This window comes from Halomonas sp. NO4, assembly GCF_010994375.1.
In the GTDB taxonomy this organism is placed as follows: domain Bacteria; phylum Pseudomonadota; class Gammaproteobacteria; order Pseudomonadales; family Halomonadaceae; genus Halomonas.
This window is the reverse complement of sequence record NZ_WHMA01000014.1, coordinates 56,924-71,446: the sequence shown is the minus strand read 5'-3', so window position 1 is coordinate 71,446 and position 14,523 is coordinate 56,924. Positions and strand designations below refer to the sequence as shown.

The 14,523-nt window shown below is 66.0% G+C and carries 14 protein-coding genes and 1 pseudogene; 7 read left to right on the top strand and 8 right to left on the bottom strand.

The window, feature by feature from the left end:
• Positions 1-129: 129 nt before the first annotated feature.
• Positions 130-732, top strand: a complete 603-nt coding sequence (locus tag FEF15_RS11615) for an rRNA adenine N-6-methyltransferase family protein (RefSeq protein ID WP_163559329.1) — start codon at positions 130-132, stop codon at positions 730-732.
• 118 nt (positions 733-850) lie between these two features.
• Positions 851-1,975 carry an aminotransferase class V-fold PLP-dependent enzyme gene (locus FEF15_RS11610; RefSeq protein ID WP_163559328.1) on the top strand — a complete coding sequence of 375 codons (1,125 nt, stop codon included), beginning with the start codon at positions 851-853 and terminating at the stop codon, positions 1,973-1,975.
• 89 nt (positions 1,976-2,064) lie between these two features.
• Here the strand turns inward: FEF15_RS11610 and FEF15_RS11605 are convergent, their stop codons facing one another.
• From FEF15_RS11605 to FEF15_RS11595, 3 genes are all read right to left on the bottom strand, one after another.
• Entirely contained in the window at positions 2,065-2,760 is a 696-nt protein-coding gene (locus FEF15_RS11605) for a CBS domain-containing protein (RefSeq protein ID WP_163559327.1), read from the bottom strand.
• A 150-nt stretch (positions 2,761-2,910) separates the two neighbouring features.
• Complete coding sequence (locus tag FEF15_RS11600) at positions 2,911-3,279, bottom strand: glutaredoxin domain-containing protein (protein ID WP_163559326.1); 369 nt, start codon at positions 3,277-3,279, stop codon at positions 2,911-2,913.
• Between the two features lie 65 nt (positions 3,280-3,344).
• Entirely contained in the window at positions 3,345-5,690 is a 2,346-nt protein-coding gene (locus FEF15_RS11595) for a mechanosensitive ion channel domain-containing protein (RefSeq protein ID WP_163559325.1), read from the bottom strand.
• Positions 5,691-5,797: 107 nt separating this feature from the next.
• On the opposite strand from FEF15_RS11595, the gene FEF15_RS11590 reads away from it, so the two are divergent.
• Positions 5,798-6,817, top strand: a complete 1,020-nt coding sequence (locus tag FEF15_RS11590) for an amidoligase family protein (protein ID WP_163559324.1) — start codon at positions 5,798-5,800, stop codon at positions 6,815-6,817.
• The gene (locus tag FEF15_RS11585; RefSeq protein WP_163559323.1) at positions 6,814-7,494 is read left to right on the top strand and encodes a type 1 glutamine amidotransferase; all 681 of its coding nucleotides are present in this window, start codon (positions 6,814-6,816) and stop codon (positions 7,492-7,494) included. The genes FEF15_RS11590 and FEF15_RS11585 overlap by 4 nt, the downstream gene beginning before the upstream one ends.
• Before the next feature lie 64 nt (positions 7,495-7,558).
• Here the strand turns inward: FEF15_RS11585 and FEF15_RS11580 are convergent, their stop codons facing one another.
• The gene (locus FEF15_RS11580; RefSeq protein ID WP_163559322.1) at positions 7,559-7,990 is read right to left on the bottom strand and encodes an OsmC family protein; all 432 of its coding nucleotides are present in this window, start codon (positions 7,988-7,990) and stop codon (positions 7,559-7,561) included.
• A gap of 128 nt (positions 7,991-8,118) precedes the next feature.
• On the opposite strand from FEF15_RS11580, the gene FEF15_RS11575 reads away from it, so the two are divergent.
• Entirely contained in the window at positions 8,119-9,024 is a 906-nt protein-coding gene (locus tag FEF15_RS11575; RefSeq protein WP_163559321.1) for an aldo/keto reductase, read from the top strand.
• Positions 9,025-9,038: 14 nt separating this feature from the next.
• Here the strand turns inward: FEF15_RS11575 and FEF15_RS19415 are convergent.
• The 4 genes and pseudogenes from FEF15_RS19415 to FEF15_RS11560 form a co-directional block, all read right to left on the bottom strand.
• Positions 9,039-9,119: pseudogene (locus FEF15_RS19415) on the bottom strand (endonuclease V); the annotation flags it as partial.
• Positions 9,120-9,223: 104 nt separating this feature from the next.
• Positions 9,224-10,141, bottom strand: coding sequence for an N-carbamoyl-D-amino-acid hydrolase (locus FEF15_RS11570; RefSeq protein WP_163559320.1), 918 nt, complete (start codon positions 10,139-10,141; stop codon positions 9,224-9,226).
• Positions 10,142-10,156: 15 nt separating this feature from the next.
• Positions 10,157-11,386 (bottom strand): Zn-dependent hydrolase, encoded by a 1,230-nt coding sequence (locus FEF15_RS11565; protein WP_163559319.1) that lies wholly within the window; start codon positions 11,384-11,386, stop codon positions 10,157-10,159.
• Entirely contained in the window at positions 11,379-12,602 is a 1,224-nt protein-coding gene (locus tag FEF15_RS11560) for a diaminopropionate ammonia-lyase (protein WP_163559318.1), read from the bottom strand. The genes FEF15_RS11565 and FEF15_RS11560 overlap by 8 nt, the downstream gene beginning before the upstream one ends.
• 149 nt (positions 12,603-12,751) lie before the next feature.
• Here FEF15_RS11560 and FEF15_RS11555 point away from each other — a divergent pair, with 149 nt between their 5' ends.
• Together FEF15_RS11555 and FEF15_RS11550 are read left to right on the top strand one after the other, a co-directional pair.
• Positions 12,752-13,639 (top strand): MurR/RpiR family transcriptional regulator, encoded by an 888-nt coding sequence (locus FEF15_RS11555; protein WP_163559317.1) that lies wholly within the window; start codon positions 12,752-12,754, stop codon positions 13,637-13,639.
• Positions 13,640-13,998: 359 nt separating this feature from the next.
• The gene (locus tag FEF15_RS11550) at positions 13,999-14,511 is read left to right on the top strand and encodes a TRAP transporter small permease (protein ID WP_163559316.1); all 513 of its coding nucleotides are present in this window, start codon (positions 13,999-14,001) and stop codon (positions 14,509-14,511) included.
• Positions 14,512-14,523 lie beyond the last annotated feature (12 nt).

Below are 14,523 nucleotides of genomic sequence, written 5' to 3'. Positions count from 1 at the left end.
CATTCACCTTTCGGCGATATTCAACGTTGCCGGCGCCGCATTTCTCGCTTCGCTACTTTATGAATCGGCGTCAATGCCGGCGTACTGCTAGAGTGGAGAAACATGTCGCGTCAACAAGGAGGCAGGCTCATGACGGTGCCCGACCGCCCCACCGCCCAGGCAGTACCGCAGGGACGCGCCCAGCTCTCGCTGTTCGCGCGCAACTTCTTCAAGCATCCGCGGATGCTGGGGTCGATCATTCCAAGCTCGCCCTTCCTGGTGCGGCGACTGCTGTCACGGGTGGACTGGGAGCGCGCTCGGGTCATCGTCGAGTACGGCCCCGGGGTGGGCACCATCACCCGCGAGATCCTGCGCCGCATGCACCCCGAGGCGACCCTGGTGGTGCTCGAGACCAACGAGGACTTCGTGGCCTTTCTCGAGCGCGCCCTGCCCGACCCGCGCCTGCAGGTGGTCAAGGGCTCCGCCGAGACCGTGCAGGCCGAGCTGGAGCGCCTCGGCCTGCCCGCGGCCGATCACGTGCTGGCCGGCATTCCCTTCAGCACCATGCCCACCACCAGTCGCCAGCGCATCCTCGAGGACACCCGAGCCTCCCTTGCCCCGCAGGGGAGCCTGCTGATCTACCAGTTCTCCTCGCGGGTGCGCAGCGACCTGCAGCGCGTCTTCAACGAGGTGGAGAGCGACTTCGAACCCTGGAACATCCTGCCGGCCCGGCTCTACTACTGCCATCGCTGACCCCTGCCCGGCATCGCCGCCGGCGCCCATCGCCCGTGCCGCTGGCCCGCAGCGGCGATTGGGCCTATCCTCAGCGGTTCGACGCGACGAACGCCCAGCTATCGACACGGAGACTGACATGGCCGGCCTGCTTCCCAACGTGGACCCCGAGGGGCTTCTGGAATACTCGGTGGTCTACACCGACCGCTCGCTCAACCACATGTCGCAGCGCTTCCAGGGCGTGATGCGCGACATCGCCACAACCCTCAAGCAGGTATACGGCGCGCACAGCGCGGTGATCGTGCCCGGCAGCGGCACCTTCGGCATGGAGGCGGTGGCCCGCCAGTTCGCCACCGACAAGCGCTGCCTGGTGATCCGCAACGGCCAGTTCAGCTATCGCTGGAGCCAGATTCTCGCCATGGGCAACATCCCCGCCGCCGTGACCGTACTCCAGGCGCGGCGCCAGCAGGCCGACGACCCTCAATCGCCCTTCGCCCCGGCACCCATCGAGGAAGTCGAGGCCACCATCCGTGCCGAGCGCCCCGAGGTGGTATTCGCCCCCCATGTGGAGACCTCGGCCGGCATCCTGCTGCCCGACGACTACCTCAAGCGCCTCGCCGCCGCCGTGCATGAGGTGGGCGGGCTCTTCGTTCTCGACTGCATCGCCTCCGGCACCCTCTGGGTGAACATGGCCGAGTTGGGCATCGACGTGCTGGTCAGTGCCCCGCAGAAGGGATGGAGCGGCCTGCCCTGCTGTGGCCTGGTGATGCTCTCCGCCGACGCCCGCGAGGCGATCGAAGGCACCTCCAGCACCAGCTTCGCCTGTGACCTCAAGAAGTGGCTGGCCATCATGGAGACCTACGAAGCCGGCGGCCACGCCTACCACGCCACCATGCCCACCGACGGCCTGGCGCGGTTGCGCGACATCATGGACGAGACGGCTGACTACGGCTTCGATCGGGTGCGCGAGGAGCAACTCGCGCTGGGCGAGAGCGTGCGCGCCCTGCTGGCCGAGTACGGCTACCCGAGCGTGGCGGCTCCCGGCTTCGAGGCACCCGGGGTGGTGGTCTGCTACAGCCGCGATGCGGGGATCGTCGGCAAGTTCGCCGCCGCCGGGGTTCAGGTCGCCGGCGGGGTGCCGCTGATGTGCGGCGAGGGCGACGACTACCAGGCCTTCCGCATCGGCCTGTTCGGGCTCGACAAGCTGCACCACCACGACCGCAGCGTGGCCAACCTGGAGGCCGCCCTCAAGCAGATCGCCTGACGGCCTGGCCTACCATGCAGCGGGGCGGCCCAAGGGCCGCCCCGCTGCATTGGCGCTGATCGAAAGTTGGCGCTGATCGAAAAACCGGCTCAGTAGCCGCCGACCCCTTTGGGCACCAGTCCCAGGTTGTTCTCGATCTTCTTGACCCCCGGCGTGTTCTCCGCAGCCACCTGCACCGCCATCCTCTCTTCCTGGCTCTCGACCAGGCCCCACAGCTGCACCACGCCCTCGGTGACGATAACGTTGATGCGATCGACCCACACGCCGGTGTTGTCGTCGACCTCCTTGAGGATGGCATCGCGGATCTCGCGGTCGTCGGCGGTAACCGGCGTCTCGGCATCCGGCGCCGTGGCCGAGAAGCCGCGCAGCAGGTTGGCGCGACTGACGATACCCACCAGGCGGCCGTCGCGGACCACCGGCACGCGCTTGATGTGGTGCTTCTCGAGCAGACGTGCCACGCGGTTGAGCGGCTCGTCCTCGGTGATGGTGATGGGGTCGCGGGTCATGATCTCGCTGGCCTTGCGGCCATGGGACTTGACGTAGTCGCCGGCATCGCCGGCGCCGACGAAGAGCGACTTGAGCCACCACGACTTGCGACGGTCGGTGCCGTTCTCCACGCGGCGCATCAGGTCTCCCTCGCTGACGATACCCAGCACCCGCTCCTGCTCATCGACCACGGGCAGGGCGCTGATGTGGTTTTCCAGCAGCAGGCGGGCAATCTCGCGAACCTCGGCATCGGGTCCGACGGTGATGACATTGGGGGTCATGACATCGGCAGCTTGCATGGGGTGCTCTCCGAACGGTGGCAGGAATCAGGGGGCGTCGCGACGCCCGGGGCGATGTTGTGACTCTAGACCGCCCGTGGCGCGCTCACAAATCGTTACGCCCTTTCAGCCTAGCAAACCGCCGCCCATCCCGTCTTGATGCAAGACAACTCAGGGCGCGAAGTGTCGGCGGAGGTAGTCGCGAATCGCCGAGGCGCCGAACAGCCAGTCGTCCTCGCCGCTGTCATGGGCGATACGCAGACAGGGCACTTCCAGCCGGCCCGTTGCCGCCTGCAGCGCCTGGCGGTGTTCGGGGTCGATCTGGATATCGCGCGCCGCGATGTCGAGCCCCAGCCGGGTGATCTCCCGGCGCACCTGGATGCTCTCCGGCGAGTTGCGCGATTGGTAGAGCGCCAGGGCACGACACTCTCGATCTACGCGTGCCTGCTCCTCAGGGTCGCGGCTCACCTCCTGGGCCGTGCCCAGCTTCCGGGCCACCCATTCCACCGGCGCCAGCAAGACCTTGAGCGGTGACGTCATGACTCCCCCCTTCCGTCTTCTTTCCGTCGTCTCCTACGACAGTAGCGCCCCGCGCTCGGCTCGGGCTAGCTCGGGTCGGGCGAGGCGCCGCGGGCACTAGTGTCACCCTCGGGGTCGGCGACGCCCGCCTTCCCCGGATCTCGCCCCTGGGCGTCGCGGGAATGCGCACTGTCGTCACCTGACAGGCCGGGGCTTGTCCAGCCTTCCATGTTGACACTGAGCCGCGGCACCCCGAGGTCGACGGCCTGCTCCTCCATGCGCTGCTTGAGCAGCAGGTTGAAGGCGCGCGCCACGTCCCACTGCATTTCCGGCGCGGTGCGAAAGCGCATGCGCAGGATAGGGCAGCCGTCCTCGAAGGCGTGGATGCCCTGCATCTCCAGCGGCGACCAGATGTAGTGGCGCATCATCGGGTCCTGGCGCAGCGCCTGGGCCGTCTCCTGCATCAGGGTGATGGCGTCGTCGATCTTCATGTCGTAGGGGATGCGGATCTTCATCAGGGCGATGCCGAACTGGCGCGACATGTTGTGGATCGACTCGATGCGGCTGAAGGTGATGATGTGCACGATGCCGTCCAGGTCGCGCAGGCGCACGGTGCGCAGCGTCAGGCCCTCCACGGTGCCCGCGTGGCCGTTGATCTGCACGAAGTCGTCCACCGCCAGCGAATCCTCGATGAGGATGAAGATGCCGGTGATCAGGTCCTGCACCAGGGTCTGGGCGCCGAAGCCCAGCGCCAGGCCGATCACACCGGCACCGGCGAGCAGCGGCGTGACGTTCACCCCCAAGTTGGCCAGCCCGACGATGGCGGCGATGATCACGATGGTGGCGAAGATGACGTTGCGGATCATCGGGGTGATGGTCTGGGCGCGCGCCTGGTTGACCCGCCGCCCGCGGGAGCGCGCCGAGGAGATGAGGGCGCGCTGAATCGCCGTATCGGCGAAGATCCACGCCAGCCAGGCCAGCAGCACCGTGACGCCGATGGCGAGCAGCGCCTGGCCGATGCGCGCGCTGGCCACCGCCTGCTGGCCGACCCCGAACAGCGACCCGCCCCACACCTGCAGCGACAGCTCGGCGAAGACCACCCAGGTCACCGCGTGCGAAAGCGCATAGCCGAAACGCTCGAGACGCTTGCGGTAGTCGCTGAGTCGCCGGCGCCGGGTGCGCCGCTCGCCGTGGCGACGGATCAGCCCGGTGACCACCAGGGTGAGCACCAGCAGCGCGGCGGTGATCACCGAGCGTGCCAGGGCCGTGCCCACGTCGCCCACGGTGACGAAGATCGCCAGCAGCGAGCCGCCCACCATCAGCAGGGCCGGCACGTGCCACAGTCGGCCCAGCACCCGGATCACATCCGCCTGGCTACCGCTATCTCGACGCTGGCGATAGGGCCGGTTGCGGATCAGGTGCTCGATGGGGCGCTTGAACAGCAGGATGAAGCGCATGGAAAACAGTGCCGCCAGCATGTTGGCCAGCACCGAGCCGAGCCCCGCCAGTTCGTCGCCGATCACCGCCGACAGGCGCGCCGAGTTAAGCGCATCGCCCAGGGCGATCAGCGCCCCGATCACGAAGAGGCGACGCAAGCCACGCACCTGCAGGATGCGCACCGCCGTGAAGCGATGGCCGCGGGTGAACACCGAGACCACACTCTCCACCACCACTGAGAGGGCCCGGCCGCACAGCGACACATAGGCGATGACCAGCGCCAGCACTCGCCCCGGGCTGTCCGGCAGCAGCTGGGCCAGCCCCAGCACCAGCAGGAAGGCCAGCGCCCAGGGCAGCATGCGCCGCAGAAAGTGGATGGCCAGCAGTACGCCGCGGGGCTCGCGGGGCAGGTCGAGCGGCCAGCGACGGCGGCGCGCCAGCATGCGTCCCAAGGCGATGAGGATCACCAGCAGCCCAACCCAGATACCCAGCAGCACCAGACTCTCGATAGCCAGGCGCATCAGCTCGCTGGGCCCGATGGTGAGTACCAGGTCCCGCAGGTCCTGCCAGCCCTGATCCAGCTGACGGCGCCAGTCATCCACCGGGGACTCGCCGGCCTCGGCCTGCTCGCCCAAGTCGCTGAGCGTCTCGGCCAGGGCGCCGAGCAGCCCCTGGGGCGAGGGGATCGGGCCATTGCCCTGGGCCTGCTGGGCGTGCACCTCGCGTAGCTCCCGCAGGTTGGTCAGCAGCTGATCGCGCTGTTCGGCGTTCTCCAGGGTGGTGATCACCTCTTCCAGCGAGCGCTGGAACGCCTCGGGATCGTAGGACTCCTGCGCGCTGTCGCTCCCCTGCCCCAGAGCCTGGATCGGCAGCGACTGGGCGAGCAGCGCCGGGCTGACAAGCAGCCCCAGCAGCAGGAACAGTGGCAGTAGAATCCGCTGGCGGAGGCCCTGGCACCGCCAGCACGGTGCGGCGAGAAACCGATCCCCAGACATGGGCGCTGTATCCTTTCCTGACGAGTGGTAACGAGGGTGTCATGCTGGATTCGTGGCAAGCAGCCCGATAGGCTGGCCGTGACTCACTTGTGGAACAGGATGCCCGCATGTCGCCGCAAGCACCACCCGAGACCCGGAACTTCGAGGGAGAGATTCGCCGCGTGGGGGTGGAGATCGAGTTTGCAGGCCTGCCCCCCTGGGAGACTGCCGAGCTGGTGCGCCGCTGTTTCGCCGGCACGATCCGCGAGGTGAGTCCGCACCGCCTGCGCGTGGAAGGCACCCGCTGGGGCGACTTCCTCGTCGAGCTCGACACCCAGTACGCCCATCCCGACGAGAGAGTGCTCAACGAGGTCCCGCTTCGCGATACCGAGCGGGAGCGCCAGCGTCACCAGATGCGCATCGACTTCCACAGCAAGACTCGCGAGCTGATCGGCGACGTGGTCACCGGCCTGGTGCCCACCGAGATCGTCTGCCCGCCGGTGCCCTGGAACGAGCTGGAGGACCTCGACACGCTTTTCACGGCGCTCTACACCCGCGGCGCCAAGGGCACCGATGCCAGCCTGCTTTACGGCTTCGGCCTGCACCTCAACCCCGAGGTGGCCAGCTTCTCGGTGGCCCACCTCGTCGATGAGCTGCGCGCTTACCTGCTGCTGGCGGAGTGGCTGCGCGAGGAGATCGACATCGACATCACCCGCGAGGTGCTGCCCCACGCCAACCCCTTTCCCAAGGACTATGCACTCAAGGTGCTCGAGCCCGACTACACCCCGGGACTGGATGATTTCATCGCCGACTACCTCGAGTTCAATCCCACCCGCAACCGCGAGCTGGACCTCTATCCGCTACTGGCCTACCTGCGGCCGAACTACCCCCATGAGCTGTTCACCGACACGCTGGTCAAGCCACGCCCGACGCTGCACTACCGCCTGCCCAACGCCCAGCTCTCGCAGCGCGGGTGGGGCGCCGTGACGGAGTGGAACCGCTGGGTCGCCGTGGAGCGACTCGCCGCCGACAAGGACGAGCTCACCCAGCGTGCCGCTCGCTACGTCAGCTATCACACCCGGTCGCCGCTGTCGCGCGGGCTGCAGCGACTGCGTGACTGGTTGCGCCGCCGCCGGATCGCGCCATGACCCGACCGCTGATCGGCATCACCACCTCCGACCGCAAGAGCCGCATCGCCTGGTGGTTCGACTGGTTCGCGGTGTGGCGCCACGGCGGGCGCCCGCAGCGGCTCTCGCCGTCGCGCCCCGTGCCCGAGCGCCTCGACGGCCTGATCATCGGCGGCGGCGACGACATCCAGGCCCACCTCTACGGCGGCGAGGTGCAGCTCGAGGTGCGCGTCGACCCCGAACGCGACGAGCTCGAGCTCACGCTGCTGGCGACCTTCATTCCTCGCAACACGCCGGTGCTGGGTATCTGCCGTGGCGCCCAGCTGCTCAACGTGCACCTTGGCGGCACTCTGGACCCCGACATCTACACCACCCACGAGGGGCTCAAGCGGCGCCGCACCGTACTGCCGCGCAAGACGGTGGACATCGTCGCCGACAGCCGCCTGCACCACATCCTCGACGTGACCTGGTGCCGCATCAACAGCCTCCACCATCAGGCCGTACAACGCACCGGCCACGGCATCGAGATCGTCGCCCGCGACCGCGACGGCCTGGTGCAAGGCATCGAATCGCGCCACCACGACTTCCTGATCGGCGTGCAGTGGCATCCCGAGTGGCTGGTCTTCAACCGCCCCCAGCAGCGCCTGATCCGCGCTCTGGTGGAGGCCGCACGACGCGCCGCGGGGTCGGGCGCGTAAACGCCGACGGCCCCGAGCGGGGCCGTCGTGGGGTGAGCGAGGCGCCTAGACCGGCGAACGACACTCAGGAATCGAGTCTGGCGTTCAGGGTGATGGTGGCGTTGAGCAGCTTGGAGACGGGACACCCCGCCTTGGCGTTATCGGCCGCCTCCTTGAAGGTCGCCTCGTCGGCACCGGGAATGATCGCCACGGTATCGAGATGCACGGCGCTGATGGAGAAGCCGCTGTCGTCCTGCTCCAGGGTCACCGTGGCCTGGGTAGCGATACGCTCCGGCGTGAGGCCGGCCTCGCCCAGTATCAGCGACAGGGCCATGGAGTAGCAGCTGGCGTGAGCCGCGCCGATAAGCTCCTCGGGGTTGGAGCCGGCCGCACCCTCGAACCGCTGGGCGAAACTGTAGGGCACGTCCTTGAGCACGCCGCTCTGGGTAGATACCTGACCCTTGCCGTCCTTGAGGCCGCCTTGCCAGACGGCGCTTCCGGTTTTGTTGATGCTCATGTCGACTCCTTGCCATGAAAAAAACGGTTGGCGTTTGCGCCATCCTTAAAGGTAGCCCAGTGGCTTGCTGTCGTCAGGTGCCGGCGGCAATATAGTGAAAAATATTTCCAATAAATGGAGGTACCCCCATGACAGGTGACGAGATCCCTCAGGTACGGCTGGCCGCCACCCCCGACGAACCCGCCGTGACACTCCCCGCCATCGGCCAGGGCAGCTGGTTCATGGGCGAAGGGCTGGCCCCGCGCCGCGATGAGGTACGCGCCCTGCGGAAGGGCCTCGACCTCGGCCTGACGCTGATCGACACTGCCGAGATGTACGCCGAAGGCGGCGCCGAGGAGGTCGTGGGCGAGGCCATCGCCGGCCGCCGCGACGAGGCGTTCCTGGTCTCCAAGGTCTACCCCTGGAACGCCGGGCGCGAGTCCGCCATCGCCGCCTGCGAGGCGAGCCTCGAGCGCCTGGGAACCGAGTACCTGGATCTCTACCTGCTGCACTGGCCGGGCAGCATCCCCTTCGAGGAGACGCTGGAGGCCTTCGCGCGGCTGCGCGAGGCGGGCAAGATCCGGCGCTTCGGCGTCTCCAACTTCGACGTCGACGCCCTTGCCACACTGCACGCCCTGCCCGGCGGCAAGGCCTGTGCGGTGAACCAGGTGCTCTACCACCTCGGCTCGCGGGGCATCGAGCACACCCTGCTGCCCTGGCAGCGCAGCCACGGCATCCCCGCCATGGCCTACTGCCCGCTCGCCCAGGCCGGACGGCTGCGCCAGGGCCTGCTCGGCCACCCCGAGGTCGCCGAACTGGCCGCTGAACGCGGCATCACCCCTGCCCAGCTGCTGCTCGCCTGGGCGATTCGTCCCATGGACGGCCGACGTGGCGCCGTCCGACGAGACGTCATCGCCATTCCCAAGGCCGTGCAGCTGCAGCACGTACGCGACAACGCCGCGGCCCTCGAGGTCAAACTGGATGACAAAGCACTGACGCGGCTCGACGCCGCCTTCCCGCCACCGAGCCGCAAGGAGCCGCTGGATATTGTCTAGCCCCTTCTGATTGTCTAGCCCTTTCTGGAAGCCAACCGATCCGCCAGTCGCGTCGGCTCCGGCAGCTTGGTGGGGCCGAGGCAGCGGATCACCCAGTCGCCGCACTGCGGACCCGGCTTACCGTGGGTGCCGTACAGCAGTGGATTGAACGCCAATGTCGCCTTGGTCCGTATTGTGATCCTTCCGCGTTGGCAGCGATTTATCCCGGTTGCGTGATGAGCTGGTAGGTTTCGGGCCGCCGATGCAACGTAAAATTGAAGATATGCTCTCGGATCTCGCGCGTTCGATCCAGATCGCACTGGTAGGTGATCAGCTCATCTTCCAGGGTGCTCGCCATGGCGACGATCTCGCCGGTCGGCGCGATGATGCAGCTCTGCCCAAGCAGGTCGCACCCCTCCTCCCTGCCGGCCTTGGCCACCCCCACCACCCACATACCGTTCTGATAGGCGCCGGCCTGCATGCAGAGGTGATTGTGAAAGCCCTGCAGGTGGTCGTGTGCGGGTACCGGGGGATAATGAATCGGCGTGTTGTAGCCGAGCATCATCAGCTCGACCCCCTGGAGGGCCAGCATCCGGTAGGTTTCCGGCCAGCGACGATCATTGCACAGCGCCATGCCCATGGTGCCGCCAAAAGCGTCCCAGGTTCCAAATCCCTGGTTGCCGGGCTCGAAGTAGCGCTTCTCCAGATGCTGAAATGGCCGCCAGGACTCAGGCTCCCTATGCCCCGGCAAGTGCATCTTGCGGTACTTGCCGACGATCGCCCCCGAACGGTCCACCAGGATTGAAGTATTGAAGTGCCGGGTTCGTCCCTCTTCCCAGGCCAGCTCGGCATAGCCGAGATAGAAGCCAATGCCCAGCTCACGAGCGGTATCGAACAGAGGCTGCGTCTCGGGCCCAGGCATCTCGCGCTCGAAGAAAGCTTCCAGTTCGGCCTGATCCTCGAAGAACCAGCGCGGGAAGAAAGTGGTCAATGCCAGCTCCGGGAAAACCACCAGCTCCACGCCTTGTGAGTGGGCCCGGTGCATTAGCTCGATCATGCGCGCCACGGCTTGTGCTCGCGTTTCCTCACGAGCGATGGGGCCCAGCTGGGCGGCCCCGATTCTCAACAGTCGACTCATTGGGTTGTCCTTGTCTCAGTCGCTCAGATCCAGCATGACCTGCAACAGCACGTTGGCACCGGCCGTCAGCTCTTCGGGCGCCGTGTATTCATGGATGTTGTGGCTGACCCCGCCCACGCTCGGCACGAAGATCATGCTGGTCGGACAAACGCGGGCCAGCATCTGGGCATCGTGGCCGGCTCCGCTGGGCATGCGACTCACGGAATGGCCAAGCGCCTTTGCGCTAGCCTCCACGCGGTCGACCATGCCTGGATCGAAGGGCACGGGGTCGAAGCGAGCCAGGGTCCGCTGGGCCACCTCAACCCCCTCCCGCTCGGCGAGCTGCTCGACGAAAGCGGCAAGCTCCGTCTCGGCCCGTGTCAGCCGGTCGTTATCGGTATTGCGCAGATCGACCGTCAAGCGGGCCTGATTGGCGACCACATTGACCAGGTTGGGCTGAACCTCCAGTGAGCCGACCGTCCCCACCTGGTCGCCACCGATGCGCGTGACCAACTCCCGCACGAAGGTGGCGGTTGCTGAGGCAGCGTAGCCGGCATCATGACGCAGCCGCATGGGAGTAGTGCCGGCGTGATTGGACGTGCCGGTGAACGTGAGTTCCGTCCAGGAGATCCCCTGGACCTTTTCCACGGCCCCGATGGTCACAGCCGACTCTTCCAGCACCGGCCCCTGCTCCACATGCAACTCGACGAACGCATGCACAACAGGCTGGCCGACGGCTTGATCGCCCTGGGCGCCGATGGCCGCCAGGCAGTCCCCGACACGCTGGCCATCGATGCCCTCGGTCGCCAACGCCTCCTCCAGCGGCATGCCGCCCACATAGACCAGGCTTCCCATCATGTCGGGAGCAAAGCGAGCGCCCTCCTCATTGGTGAAGAACGCCACGCACAGCGGCCGCCGCGTGGTGATCCCGGCATCATTGAGCGTGGCCACGACCTCCAGTCCGGCCAACACGCCCAGCGTGCCGTCGTACAGACCGCCGGTGCGCACCGTATCGATGTGCGAGCCCGTCATCACCGGTGCGCCAGTCTCTCGCCCGGGACGCATGCCGAAGACATTGCCCATGGCATCCGTGCTCACGCTCAGGCCCAGTTCACGCATCCAGCCCACCACGCACTCGCGCCCCAGGCGATCCTCTTCCGTCAGCGCCAGGCGGCAGACACCCCCACCCGGCAGAGCACCGATTTCGCCCAGGCGCTTCAGGCGCGCCAGCAGTCGCTGGCCATCGATTCGCAGAGTGTCAGGCATGATCGAGCGCCTCCCCTGCCACCTCGGCCGAGGAGCGGCCCACCAGGTCACGGTAAACCGCTTCGTCGGTCGCGCCTTCGCTGCCGATGAGCAACACGCGGCTGTCGGCGCCCAATTCCAGGGCAGCGCTCAGGGCCGGGGCCTGGCGCGCGATCAGCAGCGCGGCCAGCCCGGCCACCGCGCTCTCGCCGGCCACGACCGGCGCATCGCCGGCCACCCCGTCAGCCAACAGTCGCATGGCCTCTACAGCCGCCTCATCGCTCACGGTGAGGTAATCATCGACGCCCTCATCCAGTACTTCCCACGCCAGCAGGGACACCTCGCCACAGGCCAGGCCAGCCATCAGGGTATCCAGCTCGCCTGCGACCGCCGTGGGGCGACCGGTGCAGGCGCTCTCGAAGAGACAGGCCGCTCGTTCAGGCTCCACGACGACCACCCGTGGCCGATCAACCCCATAGGCCTCCCATAGCTGTGCCAGGGTCGCCGCCGCCAGTCCGCCGACACCGCCCTGAATGAAACAGTGGGTCGGCGGCGCGGGCAGTTGCTGGACCGCCTCGTCGATCATTACCGTATAGCCCTGCATGACGTCCCGCGGCACCGACATATAGCCGGGATAGGAGGTATCGGATACCACGAACCAGCCGTTGGCCTCGGCATCGCGAGCCGCCTGTCGCACGGAATCGTCATAGTTGCCCGGCACGCGACGCACTTCTGCGCCAAAACGGGCAATTGCCGCCTCACGACCGGACGAGACCGTGGCATGCAGATAGATTACACAACGGGCCCCGAACTGCTGCGCCCCCCACGCTACCGAACGGCCATGGTTGCCATCGGTGGCGCAGCAGACGGTCATCGATGCGACCGCGTCGCGGTAGCGACCGGCGATCAGATCCGCCGAGGTCACGCCATCCGGCAACTGGGCCTTGAGCAAACGCAGCACGGCATAGGCACCGCCCAGGGCCTTGAAGCTGTTCAGCGTGAAGCGCTGCGCCTCGTCCTTGTAGGCCACCGTGGCGACACCCGCGGCCTTGGCAAGGCCATCGAGGCTGAGCAGCGGCGTGGGCGCGTAGCCTGGCCAGGTGCGAATCTCGTCACGGGCGTCGCACATGGCATCTTGGGAGAGTACGGCACGTTGGCGTTCCCCGATCGGGGTCGTGCGGCGAGCCCGCGGGTTGACGACATGACGCAGGGCGTCGTGGGTTATCAGCGGAGGCATGGCAATCCTAGGGTCGATGCGAGTCGAGGGTACGGCCAGATTCCTCTGGCCAGCTACCCGGGATGCCTTTCAATCTGAAACTTGATTTTCATATTGTCAACACATGAAAATATATTTTCAGTTCAGCGTGACCGTGGCACAATGCCGACATGACGACAGCAGACGACACCCCCAGCCTGGAAGCGCGGATCCAGGCTCACTACAGCGAGCTGCCCCCGGCGGAGAAGCGGCTGGGCGACCTGCTGCTCAGTTTTCCCGGCGATATCGCCACCTACAGCGCGGGTGAATTGGCCGAGGCCGCTGGCACCTCGAAAGCCGCGGCCTCCCGCTTCTTTCAGCGCCTGGGCTACAAGGATTTCAACGCCGCCCGTCAACAAGCGCGTGACGCCAAACGCTGGGGCTCGCCGGTCTATCTCTCCTCCGGCGCCGCACCCAGTCGGCAGTCTGTCCAGCCGCCGCAGCCGAGCCAGCTCATCGCCGATCACGTCGCCCAGGAAACCCAGAACCTCACACACACCCTGGAAGCCTTGCGCCCCGACCGGCTCAGAGCTTGCGTGACCGCCCTGGCCACGGCGCAGCGGGTCCACGTGGCCGGCTTTCGCAACAGCCACATGCTGGCCAGCTACCTGCACCGCCAGCTACAGCTCCTTCGCCCCGACGTTGTCCTGCTGCCGAAGAGCGGCCAGACCCTCGGCGAGGACCTGGTCGACATCACCACCGATGACGTGGTGATTCTTGTGGGCCTGCGTCGTCGCGTGAGCCTGGTGTCGCGCATCCTCGATGTTGCCCGCGAGCAGGGCGCTCGCAGCTTGCTGATCACCGACCCATCGGCGGTCGACCCGGGACTGACAGGCACTTGGACGTTCACCTGCCAGGTACGCTCACAGTCACTCTTCGATAGCTATTCCGCCACCATGAGCGTTATCAACCTGCTATGCACCACGCTATATCAATATGATGTACCGCAGAGCCAGTCACGCCTGAAGCGCATTGAAGCCTTGCATGATGAGCTGGAAGAACTGAACGCATATCCCTGATAATCACCAGCACGAACAAAGGCGACAAGCCCCGAAATAATCGCACGACAAATAGCGATCTTTCCCATCTTGATACTCCCCAAAACCCCCCTGATTTTTACCATCACTAACTCAACATATTGAGGGCATCATATCGGAAACCCATTCCGAGATGATGCCCTCTTTTTTCCAGAAAAACTTCGCAATAATCTGAAGTATTAACACTGGTGCAGTCATGCACCATTATTGGTCATTATCGCCGAATTCGCCAGGGGATTTTCGAAATTATATAGACACATATAATTGATATTAAAGGAATTTATCTGCCTTGGCATGCCTATTGAATAATGCTGCGAGAGCACGCCTAACGGAGCACTAACATGTCACGCTTACGACACACCATCAGCCATTCCAGCGAGACCTTGAACACCTGGGTGGAGCGGCTGTGCGTTTTCCTGCTGTCACTGCTGGTGTTGACGGTCTGGCTCGGCATCCTGTCTCGCTATGCGCTGCCCTGGAACCTGACCTTTACCGAAGAACTGGCCCGCTACCTAATGATCTGGGTCGCACTTCTTGCCGTGTCCATCGGCATATGCCGTCGACAGCACGTCGGTATGCTGGTGATTTTTTCACGACTGCCCCTGGCCGCACAGAAGGCGCTCTCCCTGGGCTTTGATCTGGCGGGTATCACCTTCTTCGCGGTGATGTTCTATTACGGACTCGCCTACACCGAACGGGGCTTCAGCCAGTCAACCATGATCTTCGGCATTCCCCGGGGCTACCCCTACCTGATCATCCCCATTGCCTCGGGCATGGCGTGCCTGCAGCTGACGCTGGCCGCGATCCGCGACCTGCTGGCTACCGCCGCCCGACCCGCTCTCGAACGCGCCTGACAGGACACCATC